Source organism: Mycobacterium cookii (assembly GCF_010727945.1).
Taxonomy (GTDB): domain Bacteria; phylum Actinomycetota; class Actinomycetes; order Mycobacteriales; family Mycobacteriaceae; genus Mycobacterium; species Mycobacterium cookii.
Genome location: NZ_AP022569.1, coordinates 3,782,889 through 3,807,827 on the forward strand (window position 1 = coordinate 3,782,889; position 24,939 = coordinate 3,807,827).

General features: G+C 65.0%; 18 protein-coding genes. 15 read left to right on the forward strand and 3 right to left on the reverse strand.

Annotated elements, in window-relative coordinates; genetic code table 11:
- The first annotated feature begins 186 nt into the window (after nucleotides 1-186).
- The 13 genes from G6N27_RS17875 (at nucleotide 187) to G6N27_RS17935 (ending at nucleotide 20,751) form a co-directional block, all read left to right on the forward strand.
- The gene (locus G6N27_RS17875) at nucleotides 187-1,284 is read left to right on the forward strand and encodes a 3-oxoacyl-ACP synthase III family protein (protein WP_163778428.1); all 1,098 of its coding nucleotides are present in this window, start codon (nucleotides 187-189) and stop codon (nucleotides 1,282-1,284) included.
- Complete coding sequence (locus G6N27_RS17880) at nucleotides 1,268-2,161, forward strand: 3-oxoacyl-ACP synthase III family protein (protein WP_163778431.1); 894 nt, start codon at nucleotides 1,268-1,270, stop codon at nucleotides 2,159-2,161. The genes G6N27_RS17875 and G6N27_RS17880 overlap by 17 nt, the downstream gene beginning before the upstream one ends.
- Nucleotides 2,158-3,153 (forward strand): 1-phosphofructokinase family hexose kinase, encoded by a 996-nt coding sequence (locus G6N27_RS17885; protein ID WP_179963298.1) that lies wholly within the window; start codon nucleotides 2,158-2,160, stop codon nucleotides 3,151-3,153. The genes G6N27_RS17880 and G6N27_RS17885 overlap by 4 nt, the downstream gene beginning before the upstream one ends.
- On the forward strand, nucleotides 3,150-6,800 hold the full coding sequence (gene otsB, locus G6N27_RS17890) for a trehalose-phosphatase (protein WP_163778435.1): 3,651 nt from the start codon (nucleotides 3,150-3,152) through the stop codon (nucleotides 6,798-6,800). Before G6N27_RS17885 ends, otsB begins: the two co-directional genes overlap by 4 nt.
- Nucleotides 6,801-7,025: 225 nt before the next feature.
- Nucleotides 7,026-9,422 (forward strand): phosphoenolpyruvate synthase, encoded by a 2,397-nt coding sequence (ppsA, locus tag G6N27_RS17895; protein WP_163778438.1) that lies wholly within the window; start codon nucleotides 7,026-7,028, stop codon nucleotides 9,420-9,422.
- Nucleotides 9,419-11,080, forward strand: a complete 1,662-nt coding sequence (locus tag G6N27_RS17900) for an NAD(P)-binding protein (protein WP_163778441.1) — start codon at nucleotides 9,419-9,421, stop codon at nucleotides 11,078-11,080. The genes ppsA and G6N27_RS17900 overlap by 4 nt, the downstream gene beginning before the upstream one ends.
- Nucleotides 11,077-14,649, forward strand: a complete 3,573-nt coding sequence (nifJ, locus tag G6N27_RS17905) for a pyruvate:ferredoxin (flavodoxin) oxidoreductase (RefSeq protein ID WP_163778445.1) — start codon at nucleotides 11,077-11,079, stop codon at nucleotides 14,647-14,649. Before G6N27_RS17900 ends, nifJ begins: the two co-directional genes overlap by 4 nt.
- Nucleotides 14,649-15,659, forward strand: a complete 1,011-nt coding sequence (locus G6N27_RS17910) for a dihydroorotate dehydrogenase-like protein (RefSeq protein WP_163778448.1) — start codon at nucleotides 14,649-14,651, stop codon at nucleotides 15,657-15,659. Before nifJ ends, G6N27_RS17910 begins: the two co-directional genes overlap by 1 nt.
- A gap of 22 nt (nucleotides 15,660-15,681) precedes the next feature.
- Complete coding sequence (locus tag G6N27_RS17915) at nucleotides 15,682-17,466, forward strand: NAD(P)H-dependent oxidoreductase subunit E (RefSeq protein ID WP_163778451.1); 1,785 nt, start codon at nucleotides 15,682-15,684, stop codon at nucleotides 17,464-17,466.
- A complete protein-coding gene (locus G6N27_RS17920; protein ID WP_163778454.1) occupies nucleotides 17,463-18,176 on the forward strand; it encodes a 2Fe-2S iron-sulfur cluster-binding protein in 714 nt (237 codons plus the stop codon). The genes G6N27_RS17915 and G6N27_RS17920 overlap by 4 nt, the downstream gene beginning before the upstream one ends.
- Nucleotides 18,173-18,802 (forward strand): NADH-quinone oxidoreductase subunit B family protein, encoded by a 630-nt coding sequence (locus G6N27_RS17925; protein ID WP_163778458.1) that lies wholly within the window; start codon nucleotides 18,173-18,175, stop codon nucleotides 18,800-18,802. The genes G6N27_RS17920 and G6N27_RS17925 overlap by 4 nt, the downstream gene beginning before the upstream one ends.
- A gap of 7 nt (nucleotides 18,803-18,809) precedes the next feature.
- A complete protein-coding gene (locus tag G6N27_RS17930; RefSeq protein WP_269474218.1) occupies nucleotides 18,810-20,285 on the forward strand; it encodes a Ni/Fe hydrogenase subunit alpha in 1,476 nt (491 codons plus the stop codon).
- A complete protein-coding gene (locus tag G6N27_RS17935; RefSeq protein WP_163778464.1) occupies nucleotides 20,269-20,751 on the forward strand; it encodes a hydrogenase maturation protease in 483 nt (160 codons plus the stop codon). The genes G6N27_RS17930 and G6N27_RS17935 overlap by 17 nt, the downstream gene beginning before the upstream one ends.
- Nucleotides 20,752-20,761: 10 nt before the next feature.
- Here G6N27_RS17935 and G6N27_RS17940 read toward each other — a convergent pair whose 3' ends face one another.
- Nucleotides 20,762-22,453 carry a SulP family inorganic anion transporter gene (locus G6N27_RS17940; protein WP_163778468.1) on the reverse strand — a complete coding sequence of 564 codons (1,692 nt, stop codon included), beginning with the start codon at nucleotides 22,451-22,453 and terminating at the stop codon, nucleotides 20,762-20,764.
- 149 nt (nucleotides 22,454-22,602) lie between these two features.
- Here G6N27_RS17940 and G6N27_RS17945 point away from each other — a divergent pair, with 149 nt between their 5' ends.
- Entirely contained in the window at nucleotides 22,603-23,070 is a 468-nt protein-coding gene (locus G6N27_RS17945; protein WP_163778471.1) for a glucose-6-phosphate dehydrogenase, read from the forward strand.
- Between the two features lie 27 nt (nucleotides 23,071-23,097).
- Here G6N27_RS17945 and G6N27_RS17950 read toward each other — a convergent pair whose 3' ends face one another.
- Both G6N27_RS17950 and G6N27_RS25100 read right to left on the reverse strand, forming a co-directional pair.
- Nucleotides 23,098-23,310, reverse strand: a complete 213-nt coding sequence (locus tag G6N27_RS17950; protein WP_163774190.1) for a hypothetical protein — start codon at nucleotides 23,308-23,310, stop codon at nucleotides 23,098-23,100.
- 88 nt (nucleotides 23,311-23,398) lie between these two features.
- Nucleotides 23,399-23,557 carry a DUF6307 family protein gene (locus G6N27_RS25100; RefSeq protein ID WP_170308178.1) on the reverse strand — a complete coding sequence of 53 codons (159 nt, stop codon included), beginning with the start codon at nucleotides 23,555-23,557 and terminating at the stop codon, nucleotides 23,399-23,401.
- A 156-nt stretch (nucleotides 23,558-23,713) separates the two neighbouring features.
- Between G6N27_RS25100 and G6N27_RS17955 the strand changes: the two genes are divergently transcribed.
- Nucleotides 23,714-24,934, forward strand: coding sequence for an alpha/beta hydrolase (locus tag G6N27_RS17955; RefSeq protein WP_163778474.1), 1,221 nt, complete (start codon nucleotides 23,714-23,716; stop codon nucleotides 24,932-24,934).
- Nucleotides 24,935-24,939 lie beyond the last annotated feature (5 nt).

The following is a 24,939-nucleotide window of genomic DNA, read 5'->3' on the forward strand; positions in this document are numbered from 1 at the left end:
CGTATGCGGTTTGGTCACTTCGCCAGCGTCCATCACCGAAGCGGTGATCCGGAGGGCCGTAAGTCACTGATCTGGTCGCCAGATGTCTTCAGGCGGCGGAGGTCAATCGGCTCCCCACTAGGGTCGCAATGCTCTGTTGGCCGATGCCGTCGCGATACATCCTGTGAAAGCGAAGGGAGGGCGACGATGCCCAAGAACTGGTTGGTGATGGAGGGTAACGGACCCGCAGCGCCCTTCCGCACCCGATTGGCCGGGGCGGGGCGACACCTGCCCGCCACTGTGCTCACGACTGACGAGTTGATGGCGAGCACGCGTCATCACACCCACATCGATCTGGAACGACTGACCGGCATCTACGAACGCCGCGTCTCGATCGGCGACGAGGACTCTTACAGCCTTGCAACGGCCGCGGCGCTGGATTGCCTGGACAAGGCGCAGCAGCAGGCGGCGTCGCTCGATGTGGTGATCAGTTGCAGCATCACGAAGTTCCGTGGCGGCCTGACGCAGTGGGTAGAGCCGACGATGAGTAGCGCCGTCGCCCGTGCGATCGGGGCTGAGAAGGCAGCGACGTTCGACCTGTCCAACGCATGTGCCGGAATGCTGACGGGTGTCACGGTGCTCAACGATTGGATCCGGCAAGGCATCGTCGAACGCGGTTTGGTGGTCAGCGGCGAATACATCTCGCAACTAGGCCAGAATGCGGCCAAGCACATCCGCAACATCATGAGCAAAGAACTCGCCTGCCTGACACTCGGCGACGCGGGTGCGGCACTCCTGCTCGACCGTGCCACCCCCGGGTCCGGTGGGATCAGCCTCGCCGGTTTCACCACGGTGGCCGACCACAGCCGGCTGTGCCTCGCCTACCCGAAGGGGCATGACCCGGGTGCGCGGATGTTCACCGATTCTCGCGGGATCCAGCGGGCAGCCATCGCCGACACCCCGCTTTTGCTGCACGAGGTCCTCGAAGCAGCCGGCATCGAGATTCACGACATCGATCACGTGATCACGCATCAGACCTCGGCCCGCGCGATACGCAAGGGGATGGCCGCGATGTCCGCGTCGTTCGGTGACAGCCCACGGCACGACGCGGTGATAACGGTGGATCGGTACGGGAACACGGCGTCGACGACCCACACGGTCGCCTTGGTCGAAGAACTTGAAGCCGGGCGGATCCGGCCGGGCGAAACCATCGCCTTGATTGCTCTGGCATCAGGTCTGGAGATCGGTGTCGTTCTCCTGACCGTGGACGAGGATTTGGTGGGCCGCTATGGGCACAGTAATTGAGCAACTCGACGTCACCCGAGCAGGCTGGCGGACCCGGCACAGCGCACTGCATCTGGCGGTCTCGGCCGCCAAGACCTGTCTGCACCGTGCCGGCCGGGAGCCCGACGACGTCGATCTTCTGATCAACACCGGCATCTACCGCGACAAGAATCTCGCCGAGCCGGCCCTCGCGGCGCTCATCCAGGAGGACGTCGGGGCCAACCCCGAGGATCCGCACGAGGACGCTCACGGCACATTCTCGTTCGACATAGCGAACGGAACCTGCGGAATCCTCACCGCTCTGCAGATCGTCGACGGCTTTCTGCGGTCACACACCATCGATTGCGCCCTGGTCGTCACCAGTGACGCCGACCCGGGACGGGGGATGAGCGAGCACTTTCCCTTCTCGCCCGTCGGGGCGGCATTGTTGTGCGACTGGACCGAGGACGACTTCGGGCTCGGCCGTGTGCACTGGTTGAACATCCCCGACGACGGTGAAAACTTCCGCGCCACTGTCGGACTCGACGACGCGCGCAATGTGCTTCGGTTCAGTGAGTCGGCAGCGATGGACGTGCAGTTCGCCGCCGCCGGCGCCCAAGTCGCGCAACGCTGCCTTGCGGAGGCCTCCCTCGGCCTTTCCGACGTCGACATGATCGTCGCCTCGCCGGCCCGGCCCGGCTATCGCGCGGCACTGGCCGCCAAACTCGGAATCCCGGTGGAACGGATCACCGTCGCCGACGACGAGCGCATGCACACCGCCTCGCTGGTGTCGGCACTGAGTGGTGCGGCCGAAGAACTCTCGCCCGGCGCCCGCATTCTGCTCGTCGCCGTCGGCGCCGGTGTCACCGCAGGTGCCGCCCTATACCGCCAAGCGCCGAATCTGGTGTCGCAGAGATGAAAACACCGACGGCATCCACAATCGTCACCCTGACGATGAATCCGGCGCTCGACATCACCACGGACACCGATCAGGTCATCCCCACCGACAAAATGCGATGCGGGCTGCCCCGCTACGATCCCGGCGGCGGCGGGATCAACGTCGCGCGAATCGTGCATGTGCTCGGCGAGTCGGTATCGGCGCTCTTTCCCGCCGGCGGCCACGCCGGCGACAAGGTGACGGATCTTGTCGCTGACTCAGGGGTTCCGGTGCAGCGCATACCTGTGGCCCACTCCACCAGGGAAAGCTTCACCGTCGATGAGCGCTGTACCGGCAAGCAGTACCGGTTCGTGCTGCCGGGCCCGCGGCTCACTGATGCCGAGCAGGCTGCGTGCCTCGAGACTCTCAGTGCCGCAGCAGGATCCGCGGACTTCGTCGTCGCGAGCGGTAGCCTGCCGCCCGGGGTGCCTTCCGACTTCTACCAGCGGGTCGCCGACATCTGTCGCGAGCGCGGTGCGCCGCTGATCCTCGACACGTCCGGCGGTGGACTGCGACATATCTCCTCGGGCGTCTTTCTGCTCAAGCCCAGCGTGCGAGAACTGCGCGAGTGTGTCGGACGAGAGCTCATCAGCGAGTCGGAACAACTCGCCGCGGCGCACGAACTCATTGACCGCGGCTGCGCTCAATTCGTCGTCGTGTCACTTGGCGCCGACGGCGCTTTACTCGCCACACCGCATGGCGGCCAACGTTATTCGGCAGTGCAGGTACCGTCCGGCAGCGGTGTGGGCGCCGGGGACGCCATGACCGCCGGCATCACCGTCGGCCTGAAGCGCGGCTGGCCACTCGACAAGGCGGTGCGACTGGGCATCGCTGCGGGTTCGGCCATGTTGCTGACTCCCGGCACCGCGCACTGCGCCCGGGAAGACGTCGAGCGGTTCTTCGAGATCGTCGCCGACCCTATAGATCTCGACCGCGATAAGCGGTTGTCCGTTCAAGGAAAGACATCGCCATGACGCTGCCGGTCACCGTCGACCCGCGCTACCACGACGCCGTCATCTTCAACCTCGACGCTGTGTTGACCGAGACTGATGGTGCTCTGCTCGAGTCGACGGTCAACCTGGTGCGAAAGTTGCTTGACGTCGGCGTTGCGACGGCCGGCTACGCGGCGCGCCCGGACGGTCGGCAGCTGGTGAAATCCGCAGGGATTGATGACCTTTTCGGTGTCTTCGTCGACGACATCGCTGCCGCCGCCCTCGTAACAGCCGCACGCCAACTCGGTGTGCGGCCGCAACGGTCTGTCGTCGTCGACGGCGCCGGTGCCGGGATAGCGGCGGCCCAGCACGACGGTTTCGCGCTTGTGATCGGTGTCGACAGCGCCGGGAATCGCGACCGACTACTCGGATGCGGCGCCGACGTGGTGGTTGCTGACCTGGAGGACGTCGCTGTGCGGGTGGGCGACAGACGGATCTCTGCGCTGCCCGATGCGGTGGAGTCATACGGCCAGATCATCGGTGTGCTGGGCGCCCGTGAGCCGATGTTGTTTCTCGACTACGACGGAACGCTGTCACCCATCGTCGCCGAACCCGACGCCGCCACCCTCGTCGACGGAGCGGCCGAAGCGCTGCAGAGTCTGGCGTCGCAGTGCCCCGTCGCGATCCTGAGCGGTCGCGACCTCGCCGACATCCAAGCTCGGGTAGCGATACCGGGCATCTGGTACGCAGGCAGCCACGGCTTTGAGTTGACGGGACCGGACGGCACGTATCACCGAAACGAAGCCGCCGCTGCCGCCATCGACGTCCTCGAGTGCGCGGCGGCCGAGTTGAGCCAGATCCTGGCGGATATTCCCGGAGTACGCGTGGAACACAAGCGCTTCGCGGTCGCGGTTCACTACCGCCAGGTCGCACCGGAGAACATCAGCGAGATCGTCTCTGCCACACATAAACTCGGACAGCGCGATGGCCTGCGCGTGACCAACGGGCGCATGCTCGTCGAGTTGCGGCCCGACATCGACTGGGACAAGGGAACCACGCTGGCCTGGATTCGGGATCGCATCGACGCCGAGGGTTGCCTGCTGCCGATCTACATCGGCGACGACCTCACCGACGAAGACGCTTTCGACGCAGTTCAATTCGACGGCATCGGGATTGTCGTACGCCACGACGAGGACAGCGACCGCAAGACGGCCGCCCGTTTCGCTCTGCAGAGTCCCGATCAGGTGCGCGAGTTCGTCCAGCGCGGGTCGAATTGGCTGGCGAACAAGCATCAGACGTCGAACAAGGCCTGGGATTTCACCCTTGACGGGTATGACCCGCAGAGCGAGAAACTTCATGAGTCGTTGTGCACGGTGGGAAATGGCTACTTCGCCACTCGGGGCGCGGCGCCCGAATCGAAGGCCGACCAGGTGCACTATCCGGGCACCTATGCGGCGGGGGTTTACAACCGACTCGTCGACGACGTATCGGGCACGGCAATCGACAACGAGAGTTTGGTCAACCTGCCTAACTGGCTTGCCCTGACCTTCCGGGTCGACGGCGGGAGCTGGTTCGACATCGACGCGGTCAGCGTGCTGTCCTACCGGCAGAGCTTCGACCTTCGCGGCGCGGTACTGACGAGACAGGTGCGTTTCCGTGATGACGCCGGACGCACCAGTTCACTTACCCAGCAACGATTCGCCGCGATGCACATGCCCCACGTCGCTGCACTGCAGACGACGATCGTCGCCGAGGATTGGTCGGGGACGATCGAGATTCGATCGACGCTCGACGGCAACGTCACGAACTCGCTCGTCGAGCGGTATCGCGATTTGGCCAACGATCATCTTCGGTTAGAGGAAAAGCGGGAGATCGATGACCACTCTGTACTGCTGTTGGTACAGACGACTCAGTCGCGCATTCCCATTGCGATGGCGGCGCGCAGCACCGCGTGGCGCGACGGCTCCCCAGTCCCGGCGACTTATCGCCTATTCGACCAGGACACGGAAATCGGTCACGACATCGCAGTCCGGCTCTCAATCGGGGACGCGGTGACGGTGGAGAAGATCGTGACCCTGTTCACCGGGCGCGATGTCGCAACGTCCGAACCCGCTGTCGATGCCCAGCGTTGGCTGAGCCGGCTCGGTCGGTTCGCCGAGTTGCGCGATGGGCACCTGAATGAATGGGCACATCTGTGGGAGCGCCTGTCCATCGAGTTCGAGGATTTCACCGACGAATCGCGCATCCTGCGATTGCATCTCCTGCACCTGCTGCAAACGGTCTCACCCAACAGTGCAGACCTCGATGTCGGGGTGCCCGCGCGCGGACTGCACGGTGAGGCGTATCGCGGGCACATCTTCTGGGACGAGTTGTTCATCTTCCCGGTCCTCAACTTGCGGCTGCCCATGGTCACCCGGTCGCTCCTGGGATACCGCTACCGCCGTCTGGCCGAGGCGCGTCAGGCCGCCAAGGCGGCGGGCTACCGCGGTGCGATGTACCCCTGGCAATCCGGCAGCGACGGACGCGAGGAAAGCCAACGCCTGCACCTCAATCCGCGCAGCGGCCGGTGGAATCCCGACTCGAGTGCGCGGGCGCACCACATCGGCATTGCCGTCGCCTACAGCTCGTGGAAGTTCTATCAGGTCACCGGCGACCTTGCCTACCTGATCGACTACGGCGCGGAGATGCTGGCCGAGATCGCGCGCTTCTGGGTGAGCAGGGCGAGCTACGACGAGGAACGCGAACGCTACAGCATCCGAGGCGTCATCGGGCCCGACGAATTCCACTCGGGCTACCCCGACGCTCCTTACGACGGCATCGACAACAACGCATACACGAATGTGATGGCGGTCTGGGTGATCATGCGTGCCCTCGACGCACTGAAACTGCTACCGCTGCCGAACCGACTCGACTTGATGGAGACGCTCGGACTGCGCAATGACGAACTGGCGCACTGGGAAGAAGTGAGTCGACGGATGTTCGTCCCGTTCCACGACGGACTCATCAGCCAGTTCGAGGGATACAGCAACCTGGAAGACCTGGATTGGGACGCTTACCGGCAGCGGTACGGCAATATCCAGCGCCTCGACCGCATCCTCGAGGCGGAGAACGACGACGTGAACCGATACAAGGCTTCCAAGCAGGCCGACGTCCTCATGCTGCTCTACCTGATGTCGGCAACGGAGTTGTGTGAGTTGCTCGAACGGCTCGGCTACCGCTTCATGCCCGACAAGATCCCGGAAATGGTGGACTACTACCTGGCTCGCACATCGCATGGGTCGACGCTGAGCGGTGTGGTGCACACCTGGGTGCTCGCCCGGGCCAATCGTGATCGTGCCATGGAGTTCTTCCAGCAAGCGCTCAAATCCGACGTCTCCGACATCCAGGGCGGCACCACGTCCGAAGGCATCCACCTGGCGGCCATGGCGGGCACCGTCGACCTCATGCAGCGATGCTTCACCGGAATGGAGACCCGGTCCGGCCGCATCATCCTCTCCCCGTACTGGCCGGAAACGCTTGGCGTGCTGGCATTCCCGATCCACTACCGCGGTCTGCACCTGCACCTGCGCGTCAGCGGGAAGGGCGTGATGATCAGTGTCGATCCGCGCGATGCTGCCGGCGTCGACGTGGAATGCCATGGTCGGGTGGTGCGACTCATGCCCGGGACCACGGTCCGATTTCCAGGCTGACCGGATGTCCAATGCCAGCTGCCGCAGCGCGGTTACCCAGTCCAGTGACCTTCGGCCCTGGCATGGCACGTGCCGTCGTGGGAGCTTGGCAGTTGTGGCGTTATCGGCCATACGGCAACGAACCGCCACACCGAACGTATCGATCGTTTCTGTGCCGCCACGACGAATGGCGTTGTCGGGCAACGAATGCGGACGAAAGCTTAATGCGCTACGAGAGGACAAGTCATGACCACATCCCGGTACGTCCGCTTTTTTGAGGAGTTCGGCATCGACGACGTGCCGCTCGTCGGCGGAAAGAACGCGTCGCTGGGCGAGATGTTCCAGAAGCTGTCCGGGCAGGGCGTCCGCGTCCCGCACGGATTCGCGATCACCGCCGAGGCTTATCGCTACATGTTGGACGAGGCCGGCGCCTGGGACCGCTTGCATGCCGAGCTCGACGAGCTGGACCCCGCCGACGTCGCCGCGCTGGCGCGTAAAGGCAAGCGCGCGCGTGAGATCGTCTACGGCGCCGGGCTCCCCGACGATCTGGCCGCCGAGATTCTGGATGCCTATCGCAAGCTCCAAGAGGAGTACGGCGAGGAGGTGAGCCTCGCTGTGCGGAGCTCGGCGACCGCTGAGGACCTGCCGACGGCGAGCTTCGCCGGCCAACAGGATTCGTATCTCAACATCAAAGGCGAGCAGAGTCTGCTCGACACGTGTCGGCGTTGTTTCGCCAGCCTGTTCACCGATCGCGCCATCCATTACCGACTCGATCAGGGCTTCGATCAATTCAAGGTGTCCCTGTCGATCGGCGTGATGAAGATGGTGCGCTCCGATATCGCTTCGTCCGGCGTGATGTTCTCCATCGACACCGAGTCGGGGTTTCGCGATGCAGTCTTGGTGACGGGCGACTACGGCCTCGGCGAGAATGTGGTTCAGGGCGCCGTCGACCCCGACGAGTTCTACGTCCACAAGCCGACCTATCTAGCCGGCCACCGCGCCGTGTTGCGCCGTCGCGTCGGCGACAAGGCGGTGAAGATGATCCTCGTCGAGGGTGACACGAAGAGCACGGTGCGAAACGTCCCGACACCGAAGTCCGACCGTGCCCGGTTCTGCATCACCGATGAGGACGTCCTGGAACTGGCCGGCTACGCGTGCACCATCGAGGCGCACTACGGGCGGCCGATGGACATGGAGTGGGCCAAGGACGGTCTGGACGGAAAGCTCTACATCGTTCAAGCCCGCCCTGAGACGGTGGCCTCCCAGCACACCGCAACGACGCTGGAAACCTACGTGCTCGAGGGTCGCGGTGAGCTGATCACTGAGGGCCGCGCGGTCGGCGACCGGATCGCCACGGGCGTCGCAAGACGAATCCATAACCCCGAGCACCTATCCGAGTTCAGGCCCGGCGAGGTACTCGTCGCCGACACCACCACCCCCGACTGGGAGCCGATCATGAAGTCGGCCGCGGCGATCATCACCAACCGCGGCGGTCGCACCTGCCACGCGTCGATCATCGCTCGCGAGCTCGGCATCCCCGCCGTGGTCGGCACCGGCGACGGAACCACGTGCGTGCCCGACGGCGAAACCGTGACGGTGTCCTGTGCCGACGGCGAATCGGGTCGCGTGTACCGGGGCGAACTCGGCTTCCACGTGGACCGCAGTGAGGTGGCGGATCTGGCGCGCCCGCGCACCCAGATCATGATCAACCTCGGGAACCCCGCGCTGGCCTTCAAGACGTCGTTCCTGCCGAACGACGGCGTGGGACTGGCCCGGATGGAGTTCATCATCAGCGAGGACATCCGCGTCCACCCGCAGGCCCTGCTGCACCCCGAGAAGGTTGACGACCCCGAGGCGCGCAAGACGATCGATCGGCTCACGCGCGACTATCCCGACGGGAGCGCCTTTTTCGTGCAGCGTCTATCGGAAGGAATCGGCACCATCGCTGCCGCCTTCTGGCCCAAGCCCGTGGTGGTACGGATGTCGGACTTCAAGACCAACGAGTACGCAAGCCTGGTCGGCGGAGCGGCCTTCGAGCCGACCGAAAGCAACCCGATGCTCGGTTTCCGAGGCGCGTCGCGTTACGCGCATCCCGCCTACGCCGAGGGCTTCGCGCTGGAATGCCGCGCGATGCGGCGGGTACGCGAAGACATGGGTCTGACGAACGTCATCCTCATGCTCCCGTTCGTGCGCCGAATCGCTGAGGCGGACCTCGTCCTGCAGACGATGGCCGACCTCGGTCTGCGCCGTGGCGAGAACGGACTCAAGGTGTACGCGATGTGCGAGATACCCAACAACGTGATCCTCATCGACGAATTCGCCAAGCGTTTCGACGGCTTCTCCATCGGCTCCAACGATCTGACTCAGCTCACCCTGGGCGTCGATCGTGACAGCGAGATCGTGGCGTTCGACTACGACGAACGCGACGAGGGCGTCAAGGAGATGATTCGCATGGCCGTTGAGGGCTGTCGCCGCAACGGAATTCACTCGGGCCTGTGTGGACAAGCGCCTTCGGACTACCCGGACATGGCCGAGTTCTTGGTCCGGGTCGGCATCGAGTCGATGAGCCTCAACCCCGACACGGTGATCAAGACCACCCGTCAGGTCCTCCAAGTGGAGAAACAGCTCGTATCAGCGCAATGACGAGCGGCGGATTCCATTGGCCCGCGGCGGCGACCTCCGGTGACCTCACGCCGCTTGCGGACTTGGCGCACGGCCAGCCTCGGGCCGGACCGGTGCGCCAGCGCCGACCTGTTTACGTCGATTTGCTACCCCCCTGCAATGCCGGTTGTCCTGCCGGCGAGAACATCCAAGCTTGGCTTGCCCACGCCACCGCCGGCCGGCACGAGCAGGCTTGGCGTCAACTCGTCGCGGACAACCCATTCGCGGCGATCCACGGACGGGTGTGCTACCACCCGTGTGAAACCGTCTGCAACCGTGCCCATCTCGACAGCTCCGTATCGATCCATTCGGTAGAGCGGTTCCTCGGTGACCTTGCTGCCGAGCGCGGTTGGACCTTCGAACCGCCGGCTGCCCGCACCGGCCGGCGAGTCCTGGTCATCGGCGCGGGGCCCAGCGGACTGTCCGCCGCCTACCATCTGACCCGCCTCGGCCACGAGGTGGAGATCCGCGACGCCGGTGCCGCGCCCGGCGGCATGATGCGCTACGGCATCCCGGGCTACCGACTGCCCCGTGACGTGCTGGATATCGAGTTGAACCGGATCGCGGCGATGGGTGTCCGGTTGACCAGCGATCACCGGGTCGATGACCTTGCGGCCGAACGGGACGAGGGCGGCTTCGACGCGGTGTTCGTCGCCGTCGGTGCGCATCTGGCCAAACGGGTCGACATTCCCGCCCGCGACGCCGGCACGATGGTGGACGCGGTGTCCTTTCTGCGCAACGTCGCCTCCGGGGAGAAGCCGGCGATCGGCCGCCACGTGGCCGTCTACGGCGGCGGCAACACCGCGATGGACGCCGCCCGCGTGGCCCGCCGCCTCGGTGCCGAGGACGCGGTCATCGTCTACCGCCGCACTCGCGAGCAGATGCCCGCCCACGAGGAAGAAGCCCAGGACGCCGAACGCGAGGGCGTTCGCATCAACTGGCTGCGCACCATCAGCGCCTTCGACGGTCCCGAATTACAAGTTGAGGTAATGGAACTCGACGCCTCGGGCTATCCACGACCGACCGGACGCTTCGAGACGCTGGCCGCCGACACACTGATCATGGCGCTCGGCCAGGAGACGGAATCGGCGTTCATGCGGACATTGCCGGGAGTTGAGTTCGACAACGACGGCAGCGTGCGCGTCTCGGAATCATTGATGACGGGCTGCCCGGGCGTGTTCGCCGGCGGCGACATGGTGCCCAGTGAGCGCACCGTCACAGTCGGTGTCGGGCATGGGAAGAAGGCGGCGCACCACATCGACGCCTGGTTGCACAACGCGACGGGCGCACCCTCGGCCAAACACCCGACGGCGACGTTCGACTCGCTGCACCTCTGGTTCTTCGGCGATGCCGCGCGGCGTCAGCAGCCCGAACTCGAGCCCGATAGGCGCGTAAAGACTTTCGAGGAAGTTGTCGGCGGTTTGTCCGCCGGCGAGGCGACCTACGAGGCGGGACGTTGCCTTTCGTGCGGCAACTGCTTCGAATGCGACGGCTGCCTGGGCGCCTGCCCGGAGGACGCGGTAATCAAACTCGGCGTCGGGCACCGCTACAAGTTCGACTACGACCGGTGCACGGGCTGCGCCGTCTGCTTCGATCAGTGCCCGGTGCATGCCATCGAGATGTTCCCGGAGCCGAAATGACACGCGCCACGGTGGATGGCAACGAGGCCGCCGTTTCGGTCGCCTACCGACTCAACGAAGTGTGTTGCATCTACCCGATCACACCGTCATCGCCGATGGCCGAGTTGGCCGACCAATGGTCCAGCGCGGGGCGGGCCAATGTGTGGGGCGCCGTTCCGACGGTGGTCGAGATGCAAAGCGAGGGCGGAGCGGCCGGCGCTCTGCACGGCGCCCTGCAGAGCGGCGCGTTGACCACGACCTTCACCTCGTCGCAGGGTCTACTGCTGATGATCCCGAACATGTACAAGATCGCCGGTGAACTGACGGCAGCCGTCATCAACGTGGCAGCCAGATCGATTGCCGCCCAGGGATTGTCAATCTTCGGCGACCATTCTGACGTGATGGCCGTTCGGCAGACCGGATTCGCGCTGCTCGCATCGGCCTCTGTGCAGGAAGCACACGACCTGGCCCTCGTGGCGCAGGCGGCCACGCTGATGACCCGGGTACCGTTCGTGCACTTCTTCGACGGATTCCGAACCTCGCACGAACTCAACACGATCGAGACGCTGTCGGACGACGACCTGCGGGCGCTGGTGCCCGAAGAGTTGGTCTGGGCACATCGCGGACGGGCGCTGTCTCCGGAGCGCCCGTTCATTCGCGGCACCGCGCAGAACCCGGACATCTACTTTCAGGCACGTGAAACGGTAAATCCCTTCTACGCAAGGGTTCCCGGTGTGGTCGAGGACCTGATGGTGCGTCTGGGCGAACGCACCGGCAGAACGACGCACATCGTCGACTACACCGGGCACCCGGAGGCGCAGCGGGTGCTGGTGGTGATGGGCTCGGGCGGACAGACCGTCGTGCAAACCGTAGCCGCTCTCGCCGAACGTGGCGAGCGCGTCGGGGTGGTGCAAATGCGGCTGTATCGCCCGTTTCCCACCCGCGCGTTCCTCGATGCGCTGCCGACGACGGTGCGTACAGTCGGCGTTCTGGACCGCACCAAGGAGCCGGGGTCGATCGGCGAGCCGTTGTATCTGGACGTTCTCGCGGCGCTGGCCGAGGCGTGTGCCGACGGGGAGCGTCTGGTCATGCCGCGCGTGACGGGAGGACGTTACGGACTGTCCTCCAAGGAATTCACGCCCGCCATGGTCGCCGGGGTGTTCGCCGAACTCGCTCGTGAGCAGCCGCGCCCACGATTCACCGTCGGAATCGACGACGACGTCTCGGGTACGAGTGTCGACTATGACCCATCGTTCGACATCGAATCGCCTGACACAGTGCGGGCGATCTTCTTCGGGTTGGGTTCGGACGGAACCGTCAGCGCGAATAAGAACACGATCAAGATTCTGGGTTCCGAAGAGGGGTTGAACGCCCAGGGCTATTTCGTCTACGACTCGAAGAAGTCGGGTTCCCAGACCGAGTCGCATCTCCGCTTCGGGCCGGCCCCGATCCGGGCCCCTTATCTGGTGACTCGCGCCAATGTCATTGGCTGCCACCAATTCCGGTTTCTCGACACGGTCGACGTGCTGGGCCGAGCCGCGCCGGGCGCAACACTGCTGCTGAACTGCCGGCATCAGCCGGACAAGGTATGGGACGCACTGCCGCGCAGCATCCAGCAACAGCTCCTGGACAAGCGAATGACGCTGTACATCGTCGACGCCGGCCGGATCGCCCGGGATGTCGGGCTTGCCGGACGCATCAACATCGTGCTGCAGACGTGCTTCTTCGCGATCTCTGCGGTGCTCCCCCGCGAGCAGGCCATCGCCCGCATCAAGGAATCGGTCGAAAAGATGTACGGCGACCGCGGCGCCGACGTGCTGCGGCGCGAGCTGGCCGCGGTGGACGCCGCGCTGGACGGGTTGCACCGGATCGAGTTGCCGGCCCAGGTGACCTCCACGCGCACACCGGCACCGACCGTGCCCGACTCGGCGCCGGAATTCGTCCGCAGTGTTACCGCGGAGATGATGGCTGGACGCGGAAATGCTCTGCCGGTCAGCGCACTTCCGGTAGATGGCAGCTACCCGAGTGGCACGACCGCATACGAGAAGCGCAACATTTCCGAGCTGGTCGCGGTCTGGGATGCCGGGAGCTGTATTCAGTGCGGCAACTGCAGCTTCGTCTGCCCGCACAGCGTGATCCGGTCGAAGTACTACGACCAGTCCCAACTGGCGAGCGCGCCAGAGACATTCGACTCGGCGCCGCTGGACGCCGTCGGGCTGCCCAACGCCCGGTACTCGCTGCAGGTGTACGTCGAGGACTGCACGGGGTGCGGGCTGTGTGTGGAGGCTTGCCCGGTGGTCATTCCAGGCACCACCGGAACCAAGGCGATCAATCTCGCTCCCGGCGAGCCGCGGTTGGCCACCGAGCGAGACAACATCGCCTTCTTCGAGACCCTGCCGACCAACGACCGGTCCCGGGTGGACTTCGGCACCGTGCGCGGATCGCAGTTCCTCGAGCCGCTATTCGAGTTCTCCGGCGCCTGCGCGGGGTGCGGCGAGACGCCCTACCTAAAGCTGCTCTCCCAGCTCTTCGGCGACCGCCTGATGATTGCCAACGCGACCGGCTGCTCGTCGATCTACGGCGGCAACCTGCCCACCACGCCGTGGACCACCAACGCCGACGGCCGGGGGCCGGCGTGGTCCAACTCGCTGTTCGAGGACAACGCGGAATTCGGGCTCGGCTTCCGGTTGGCCACCGACGTGCACACGCGGCTGGCTGCACGGCGGCTGTCCGAATTGCGCGACGCCGTCGGCGCCGAACTCGTCGACGCCATCCTCGAAGCCCCACAGCTGCGGGAGTCCGAGTTGCACGCGCAGCGGCAGCGGTTGGCCGAGCTACAGCGTCGCCTGGACAGCCTCGATCCCGCCATCACCAGTGACCTGCGCAGCGTGGTCGATCACCTGGTCCGGCGCAGCGTGTGGATCGTCGGCGGTGACGGCTGGGCGTATGACATCGGGTCCGGCGGGCTCGACCACGTCCTGGCCAGCGGGCGCAACGTCAACGTGCTGGTGCTCGACACCGAGGTGTATTCCAACACCGGCGGCCAGATGTCGAAGGCGACCCCCCTGGGCGCGGTGGCCAAGTTTGCCGCCGCCGGCAAGACAGTGCCGTTGAAGGATCTCGCTCTCCAGGCGATCGCCTACGGAAACATCTACGTCGCCAGGGTCGCGATGGGCGCCGATCCGCAACAGACGTTGCAGGCATTCCGCGAAGCGGAGGCGTACGACGGACCTTCGCTGGTGATCGCCTACAGCCAGTGCATTGCGCACGGCATCGAAATGCGTCAGGGGATGGATCAGCAGTACCGTGCCGTGGCCAGCGGGCACTGGCCGCTGTTCCGCTATGACCCGGTGCTGCGGGCGGCCGGAGCGAACCCGTTCCTGCTCGATTCGCACCGGCCGCGGATCCCGCTCGCCGACTACCGCACCCGGGAACTGCGGTACCGCTCACTGGCCAACGCTGATCCGGCCGAGTATGACCGGCTGCTGAGCCTAGCCGAACAGGCCAACTCCCAGCGCTGGAATGTCTACGAGGAGATGGCCTCCCGCGGTCCCGAACGCTTCCACGCCGACGCCCGCAGGGAACGCTGATGGACCTGTCGACTCGCTACATGGGCTTGATATTGCGTAATCCCTTGGTGGCGGCGGCATCTCCGCTGTCGCAGACCGTGGACGGCATCCGGCGCCTCGACGACGCCGGTGTCGGTGCGGTCGTGCTCTACTCGCTGTTCGAAGAGCAACTGCGCCGCGAGGCCGAGCAGAACTCACGTCTTGCCAATGCAGGCGCAGAAGGCTTCGCCGAAGCGCTGAGCTACTTCCCGCAGGCCGCTGACGAGGACCACGGTCCGCGCCGCTACCTGAGCCTGCTCGAACGCGCGGCCGGCACGGTCTCGGTTCCGGTGATCGGCAGCCTCAACGGCAGCACGCCCGGCAGTTGGGCCCGGTACGCCCGGTCAATGCAGGATTGTGGTGCGGCCGCAATCGAATTGAACATCTACTACCTGCCCGGCGATCCGCACGTCCAGGGCCGCGATGTCGAGCAGCGTCACCTCGACATCTTGGCGCGGGTCAAGGACGCGGTGACCGTCCCGGTGGCGGTGAAGCTCAGCCCGTACTTCAGCGCGACCGGGGAAATGGCACGGCGCCTGGACGAGGCCGGTGCGGACGCGCTCGTTCTGTTCAATCGATTCCTGCAGCCCGACATCGACCCCGAGACTCTCACCGTGGTGCGCGCGGTGTCATTGTCGACTCCGGCAGAGATTCGATTGCCGCTGACCTGGATTGCGTTACTGCGTGGACGGGTCGGTGCGTCGCTGGCCGCGACCACCGGCGTCGAGAGCGCCACGGAGCTGATCAAGTACCTGCTCGCCGGTGCGGATGTGGTGATGACCGCGTCGGCACTGCTGCGCCACGGACCGGAACACGCGGCGGTACTGCTCGACGGCTTGCGTGACTGGATGAGGCGCAAGGGATACACCACCGTCGAGGAACTGCGTGGGCTGGTCGCGGTATCCCTTGACGCCGACGAAAGCTCCCGCGAACGCTGGGACTACGTCAGCGCGCTACAACAAGCCAACAGCACCGGCAGCCCGATACTCTGAGTGACAGGGTGGTGCAGCAACGATGACTTCCGGTATCGCGACGATTCTCAATCGGCACGTCCGTGACCGTGCTGGGCTCATCGACATCTTGTGGGATGTGCAACGCGAATCCGGCTACATCTCAGGCGAATCCGCCGCCGGGATCGCCGATTGGCTCGGGCTGTCCGTCGAGGATGTTCTGGAGACTGCGACGTTCTACCATTTCTTCCACACCACGCCGTCGGGCCGTCACCGAATTTATCTGAGCAACAACGTCATTGCGAAGATGCAGGGCCACCGCGAGGTGTATCAGGCCCTGGAAGTCGAGACCGGGACACGATTCGGCGGCCCCGGGTCGGACGACTTCGGGTTGTTCGAAACCGCGTGCATCGGGTTGAGCGACCACGAACCGGCGATGCTCATCGACGGTGTCGCCTTCACAGACCTGTCACCGGCTTCGGTCGGCGAGATCATCGAGGGACTGAAGAGAGGTGAGTCTGCGGCGCAGATCGCCAATCCGGCTGGGCTGTCACGCGACGATGTGGCATACGTCGACGCGCTGACACGCACCACCGTGCATACCGCGGGGCCGGTGTTCTTCTGCGGCGACACCGATTACAGCGCTTTGCGACACCGCTGCCTGGCGATGACCCCCGAGCGCGTGATCGCCACCGTCGCCGAGTCCGGCCTGCGGGGGCTGGGCGGCGCGGGTTTCCCGACCGGCACCAAGTGGAAGTTCTGCCGTGCGGCCACCGGCGACGAGAAATACATCATCTGCAACGCCGACGAAGGCGAGCCCGGGACCTTCAAGGACCGGGCGCTGCTGACGTATGCGCCCAAGCAGGTATTCGTGGGCATGGCGATCGCGGCCCACGGCGTTGGGGCCCGCAACGGCATCCTCTACCTTCGCGCAGAGTATGCGTATCTGCGCGATTACCTCGCCCGGCAGCTGGTGGAACTACGCGAGGATGGAGTGCTCGGCGACGGGTTCGAGATCCGCATCCAGTTGGGTGCCGGTGCCTACATCTGCGGCGACGAGACCGCGCTCCTCGAGTCCTGCGAGGGTAAGCGGGGAACGCCGCGACTCAAGCCGCCTTTCCCGGTCGAGCACGGGTTCCTGGGCAAGCCAACGGTGGTGAACAACGTCGAGACCTTCGCCGCGGTGACCCGGATCATGCAGGAGGGTGCCGAGTGGTTCGCGGCAATGGGTGTGCCGGGATCAACCGGCACCCGGCTGCTCAGCGTCGCCGGCGACTGCGCCGCTCCCGGGATCTACGAGGCGGAGTGGGGGGTGACGTTGCGTCAGGTGCTCGACATGGTCGGCGCCGACAACCCGCGGGCCGTACAGATCAGCGGCCCGTCTGGGGAGATGCTCTCGGTGGCCGCCGACGCTGACCGCAGGCTTGCCTACGACGATCTGTCCTGCAACGGCTCTTTCATGGTGTTCAATCACGACCGCGATCTGATCGACATCGTCGGGGACTTCATGCAGTTCTTCGTCGACGAGTCCTGCGGCATCTGTGTGCCGTGTCGTGCGGGCAACGTGATGCTGCGGCAGAAGATCGGGCTGGTGGCCGCGGGTCGGGCGGTCCGATCTGATCTCGACGACATGGTTGCCTGGGGTGGGATCGTCGCGCACACCAGCCGGTGCGGGCTCGGCGCCACCTCGCCCAACCCCATCCTGAGCACGCTGAACAAGTTCCCGGAAATCTATTCGGCCCGACTTCGTGAGCGCAACGGCGACCTGCTGCCGTCCTTCGACCCAGAGGCTGAGCTGACTGGCTACGCCCAAGCTGTTGCCGCGCTGGCACCCCGGGAGTCGCCGTGACCATCCGGATCGAGATCGACGGCAAGACCGTCACCTGCGAGGAGGGCAGGACGCTCGTCGACGTCGCCGCGGAGGCGGGCGTCTACATCCCGACCTTGTGCTATCTGCCCGAGCATCCTGTCCTGGGCACCTGCCGAGTGTGCTCGGTCAAGGTCAACGGCGCGGTCGCCCCCGCCTGTGCGGTCCAGGTCAGCGATGGGATGCGGGTGGAGGTCAACGACCCGGAGACCACCGATGCGCGTAAAGCGTTGGTGGAGTTGCTGTTCTCCGAGGGCAACCACAACTGCCCCAGCTGTGAAAAGGCCGGCCGGTGCACGCTGCAGGCGGTCGGCTACGAGGTGGACATGATGGTGTCCCGCTTCCCATACCAGTTCCCCGAGCGGGTTGCCGACCATGCGGCGGACAGGATCTGGCTGGAGCGCGACCGCTGCATCTTCTGCCAGCGTTGCGTGGAGTTCGTCCGGGATCGCGCGACAGGCAAGAAGATCTTCAGCATCAGCGGTCGCGGAGCTGATGCCCGCATTGAGATCGACGTCGAACTGGCCAACCAGATGCCCCCCGAGCAGGTCCGTGAGGCGGTCGACATCTGCCCGGTTGGAACGATTCTCGAAAAAGGGGTGGGGTATGACGAGCCTATCGGCGAGCGGCGCTACGACGTCGAATCGGTGAAAGACCGAGCGCTCGAACCATCGCGGAGGCATGAAACGTGACCTCGTCGAACCCCAACGAGTTTGCCTCGCACGAACTTCCGGCCACCCCGCTCGACCCGGAACTGGCCGCCAAGCGCGCCGGGAAGATCAAGGTCTCGATGATCAGCCTGTGCGGCTGTTGGGGATGTAGCTTGTCGTTGCTCGACATCGACGAGCGGATGATCGCCCTGTTGGACAAGATCACCATCCTGCGGTCGTCGTTCACCGACATCAAGCGCATTCCGGAGCGGTGCGCGATCGGATTCATCGAGGGCGGGGTCGCCAACGAGGACAATATCGAGACGCTGCGGCATTTCAGGGACAACTGCGATGTTCTGATCTCGGTCGGCGCCTGCGCGATTTGGGGTGGTGTCCCGGCGTTGCGTAATCTGGTGGGGCTCAAGGATTGTCTAGCGGAGGCTTATACAAACTCCCCGACGGCGCCGCCTGCCGCGAGCCCGGTTGTCCCCTATCACAATCGGATCCCCGTCCTCACCAACAACGTGTACCCGTGCCACGAGGTCGTGCAGATGGACTACTTCATCCCGGGCTGCCCCCCGGGGGCGGACGCGATCCTCGACGTTTTGGAAGACCTTGTCAACGGGCGTCCGGTGAATCTGCCCAAGTCTCTCAACCATTTCGACTGATCGGGGAATGGCCGCTGTGGCAACAACGCTCGTGATCGATCCGGTCACCCGAATCGAAGGACACGGAAAGGTGGTCATCGAACTTGACGACGACCGCAACGTGATCGACGCCAAGCTGCACGTGGTGGAGTTCCGCGGCTATGAGAAGTTCATCCAGGGCCACCCGTACTGGGAAGCGCCAGTTCTCATGCAGCGGATCTGCGGGATCTGCTTCGTCAGCCACCACCTTGGCGGGGCCAAGGCCCTCGACGAGATGATCGGCGTCGGGCCGGCGTCGGGCACTTATCTCACCCCGACCGCAATCAAGATGCGCCGGCTGGGTCACTACGCACAAATGCTGCAATCACACGTCACCGCCTACTTCTACTTGGTGGTGCCGGAGATGATGTTCGGGATCGACGCCGCACCCGAGCAGCGCAACTTCATCGGACTGATCGAGGCCAATCCTGGTCTCGTCAAACGCGTTGTCCGGCTGCGTAAGTGGGGCCAAGAGGTCATCGCCGCCGTCTTCGGAAAACGCATGCACGGCCTCTCCGCGGTGCCCGGCGGTGTCAACAAAAGCCTCACGGCCGCCGACGTCGACCGATTCCTGCGCGGCGATGACGGATTGTCCTCCATCGACGAGGTCATCGACGACGCTCAGTTGGGTCTGCAGATGTTCTACGACTTCCACGACGAGCATCGTGCCCAAGTCGACGGCTTCGCCAACGTGTCGGCGCTGAACATGTGTCTGGTGGACGATGACGGCAACGTCGATTATTACGACGGGCGACTCAGGGTCGTCGACGAGCAGAAGAAGCTCGTACGCGAGTTCGACTACCGCGACTATCTCGACCACTTCTCCGAGGGGGTCGAGAAGTGGACCTATATGAAGTTCCCGTTCCTCACCGATCTTGGCCGCGACGCGGGCTCGGTGCGGGTCGGCCCACTGGCCCGCCTCAACGTCACCCGGAGCCTGTCCACTCCCATCGCCGCCGAAGCGCTGGAGAAGTTCCACGCTTACACCGGCGGGCGCGCCAATAACATTACGCTGCACACCAATTGGGCGCGCACCATCGAAATCATCCACGCCGCAGAGGTTGTCAGGGATCTACTCAACGACCCCGACCTGCAAAAGGATGACCTGGTGGTGTCGCCCGGCGCCGATGCCTGGACCGGGGACGGGGTCGGTGTGGTGGAAGCCCCCCGGGGGACCCTTCTGCACCACTATCGCGCCGATCGCGAAGGCAATATCACCTTTGCCAACCTGATCGTGGCGACTACGCAGAACAACCAGGTGCTCAACCGGACGGTACGCAGCGTCGCCGAGGACTATCTCGGCGGCCAGGCTGAGATCACCGAGGGCATGATGAACGCCATCGAGGTGGGCATCCGCGCCTATGATCCCTGCCTGAGCTGCGCCACCCACGCCCTCGGGCAGATGCCGTTGATAGTTACCGTTGTGGACGCAAAGGGGCGGGTGCTCGATGAGCGTGCGCGCTGAACCGCACCGTGTCACGTTCGGGCTCTTCGACAACTCCACGTCGCTGATCTATGGCATCGGTAACGACGGACGTCAGGACGACGGATTGGGCTGGGCCTTCATCGACCGGCTCGAGCAGATCCATCCTCGGCCTCGCGCACGCCTGCGCCGTACCTATCAGCTGAGTCTCGAAGACGCGGATCTGATCAGCCGATACACCCGAGTTCTGTTCGTGGATGCCACCAAAGACCCTGGGGTCGAATCGTTTAACCTGAGCCTTCCGGAGCCGAGACTGGACTTCAGCTTCACCTCGCACGCACTCTCAGTGCCGGCGATCCTCGCGACCACCCAGCAGTGCTTCGAACACCTTCCGGAGGCCTACCTGCTGGCGATCCGCGGCTACGAGTGGGAACTCCAGCTGGGACTGACCAGCCCTGCGCAACACAACCTCAGCCGATCGCTGGAGTTCTTGTCGGTACCGCGTTAGCGCTGGCGGCTCAGGGGTGCAAAGCGTTGACTGCTTCGCCGACGGAGGCGAACAAGTGGTCCTCGCCGATCCGCGCCAGCAGGCCGCTCCGAGCCAAGGCGGCGCGGACCGTCTTATTGGTCCTTGCCATCGCAAAAGACACCTCACTGTGGTCCAGGTGTTCGAGCATCTCGCGTAATGTCCGGGCTCCGGTGTAATCGAGGTCAGTCATTCCCATCGCGTCGAGTACGACGAGCCCAAGTGAGTGACCTGCGTGGTCGACCGCTGCAGTCAAGTCGGTTCTGAAACGACCGGCGTTGGCATACCAGAGGGGTGTCGAGAACAGCACCACGAGGACCCCGGGAATCGCGATGGCGTGTTCGCTGCCGTCGAGCGGGGCCCAACTGGTGGTCGAGGGGATGCGGCCCAGCACGTGCAGGTGCGGGCGGGCGGTGAGGCGGGTGCGGTCGAGGATGGCCAGCGCGACCGCGACGGTGATGCCCTGCTCGACGCCGACGAGTGCGACCGTGAGCAGAGTGATCAGAGCCAGTCCGAATTCGAAACGGTCGTAGCGGGCGATGTCGACGAGATCGCGAATGGGCACGATGCGGGTTGCGATGAAGATCAGGATCGCCGCCAGAGTGGCCAAGGGCAGGTCCTCGAGCAGCGCGACGGCAGGGATCAACAGGACCAGGGCCCCGGCAGCAGCCAGTTCGGCCACCTGGGTCCGCCCGGCGGCCGAGACCACGGCGGCGGTTCGCGGCGGGCTTGCGTTCACGGGAAAGGCGCCGACCAGGCCGGCGACGATATTGCCGGCTCCGACGCCGAGGAAGTCGCGATTGACGTCCACCTCATATGCACCCTGGTCGGCGAACGCGCGGGTCGTCGCCGCCGTCTGGCTGACAATCACCAGGGCGACCACGCCGGCGATCGGCGCCACCGGACCCAACGCCGACCAGGACAGCCCGTGCAGCCCGAGGTGCGGCGCGCCGTGGGCCACCGCACCCAACACCATTACCCCATGGGCGTGCAGCTTCATCGCGGCGACGAGGATCGTCGAGCCGATCAGCCCGACGAACGCCCCCGGAAGCCGGCGATCGATGCGTTCGGCGACGACCACGATGATGAACACGCCGACCCCGATGCCCAGCGCCCACCCGTTGATCGAATGCAGGCCGCTGAGCGTGACACCCACCCGGTGCAGTGTGCTGCCGCTGGCGCCGGGCAGGCCGAGCAGATCAGGTAGCTGGTGTACCACGATGATGATCGCAACCCCGCCAAGGAATCCGCTGATGATCGGCGCCGACAGAAACTCGGCGACCCACCCGAGCCGCAGTAGTCCAACCAGAGCCACCACCACACCGACTGTCACCGCGAGGATTCCGATCAACCACACGTAGCCAGGGGCGACGGCCGACACCACGGCGGCGATGCCGACGGCAAATAGCGGGGCGATGGTCGAATCGGCGCCGACCGACATCTGCGGGTTGGAGCCCAACAGCGCGAACATCACGCTGCCCGCGACAAACGCGTAGAAGCCGGTGATCGGCGGCATGCCGGCCAGCCGGGCGGTGGCTAATTGCTCAGGCACCGCGATCGCCAGCAACGTCAGCGCTGCGACCAGGTCGCCAATCACCCACGACGATCGGTAGCCGTGCAGTGAGGACAACAGCATCGACCGCGCCCCCAGCACCCGCGCCGTGAAGCTCGCTGCCGACCGCATGTACCCATCATTGCAACCCGTCAGGCCGGAGACCGACGTGCTGGACGCCGTGTTGGCGCTCGGAGAGGCGGCCGTCCTGGCCAAATTCGTGCTAAGCCGACGGTGCAGGCGCACAATTGATGTGTCCGCCTGAAACCCGGGGAGCTGCGATGAGCGAGCAAAGGTACGACTTCTTCGGCGAGATCTTCCGGCGGTACTTCGGACCGGCCATCGACGCGTATCCGCGAATGGGTGGCGCACTCGTCGACCGGTTACTCACGCTGACGGACGACATCCCCGACAAATTGGCACAGACTCGGTGCGCCGCAACGGCGTGGGCCGAAGCCGAGACTCCGAACGCCAGGATCACCTCGGAAATCTTTGTGATCACCCAGCACGGACTGATGTATGCCGCCGGGTCGAACGAGTCGCGTCGGGCGCTGTGTTACTTGGCCACGCCGTCCGCGTTGTTCGAACCGTTCGTCGACCAGGTGGACAGCGTCGAACTGCGTGAGGGCGCGGTAGTCGTGGTAGACAGCCAATTTGACCGCGACCTTGCATCCGCCCATCCAATGGACGCCGCGCTGCGCCGGATTCTGGACGAGCACCTGGCGTTGCGGGTGGATCTGCCTGGCTAGCACACCCTCCGGGCTCGTCAGATGCCCTCAGACCTCGTCGAGTCGCGGATACAGCACTTCCTGGGTGAGTAACAGCAGGGCCGCTGCGATCGGAATGGCCACCAGCGCACCAACAATCCCGAGCAGCGCACCGCCGATGAGGACCCTCTGCTGCGGCGTGTTCTGCTTGGCATCGGCCTTCGTGGACTCTAGTCGTCTGCAGACCTTCGGTGATCGGATCAGGACGAGTTCACGACTCAAACCGTCTGTCTCGCAAGTGAATCGGCCCCGGGGCCTCGTTTGGCCGAGACCGTGTGGTCGGGAAGTGGGGATCGCCGTGGACCCGAACTCAGCGCATCTTCTCCGGAATCGAATTCAACGCGTGCAGAACATGTTTCGCCAATTCGGCGGCGTCCTCGTCCTTGAGCTTGGAGTGAGCTTTGATCGTGTCTCTGACCAGTTCGAGACGAATGACATAGGGCGAGCGGAACGTGGTCGGTGAAGCCATCGGTTTGTCCTTTTCAAGCGGGCATTTTGCCCGTAACTGAGCTGCCCGATACCTCGACGGTACGCCGATTCGCGTCGATAGGCGCGGCTGGCGCTGCCATGAACGAACTCAACGAGTTTCCGGTTTGGCCGCCGGACCGCGGGGTACGCTCCCCCGATGACGGTACGACCGGCACCGCGCTTCCCTGGGCGCACCATGATCTCCAGGGCCAAATGGTTGCTACGGGCCCGTCCCGGGGACTACATGCTGGCAGCCAGCGACGCGATCGCGTCGCTACCGGTGATCGGTCGGCACCTGGAACCGCTGGGCGGAGTCACCGCGATGGGCATCTGGGGTTCCCGGTTGGCGCCCGCGATGATGTCGTCGTCGGCAAAGTCGTGGCTAACCCCGGGCATCGGCGAGCTCAAGAAAGCCGAACGCGACCAAACTCAGGCGGTGTCCGACGCGGCGCTGCGCGGCGTGGTGTCGGCGAAAGACCTGGACATCGAGTGGCCGGCACCGGAGCGGACGCCGCCGTTCTGGCGCGCCAAGCATCACCGTCGCCATTTGCACCGCACGTCGGTCAGGTACGGCCGGCAACCGGCGCAGTTGCTGGACGTGTGGCGTCGCAGGGACCTGCCGGTCCGGCCGGCGCCCGTGCTGATCTTTGTCCCGGGCGGCGCATGGGTGCACGGTGGCCGCCAACTTCAGGGCTATGCGCTGATGTCGCACCTGGCCGAAATGGGATGGGTGTGCCTGTCGGCCCAATACCGGGTGTCGCCGCACCACCGCTGGCCATCGCACATCACCGACGTCAAGACCGCGATCGCGTGGGCGCGGGCCAACGTGGACAAGTTCGGCGGCGACCGCAATTTCATTGCGGTGGCGGGGTGTTCGGCCGGCGGCCATCTGTCGGCGCTGGCCGGGCTCACCGCCAACGACCCGGAGATGCAGACCGACCTGCCGGCCGGCTCGGACACCTCGGTGGACGCCGTGGTGGGTATCTACGGACGGTACGACTGGGAGGACCGGTCGACCCCCGAGCGTGAGCAGTTCGTCGATTTCCTCGAGCGCGTGGTGGTCAAGCGCAGGATTAGTCGCCACCCACACGTTTTCCGCGACGCCTCGCCGATCGCCCGGATACACCCGGATGCGCCGCCGTTCTTGGTCATTCACGGCAGCAGCGACAAAGTCATCCCGGTCGAGCAGGCGCGCAGCTTCGTCGAGCGGCTCAGGTCGGTATCCCGTTCGTTGGTGAGCTACGTGGAGTTGCCCGGCGCCGGACACGGATTCGACATGATCGACGGTGCACGCACCGGCGCGATGTCGACGGCGATCGGGCTGTTTCTCGGGCAGATTCATCGCAATCGGATGATCGCTGCCAAAGAAGTTATTTAGCCGCC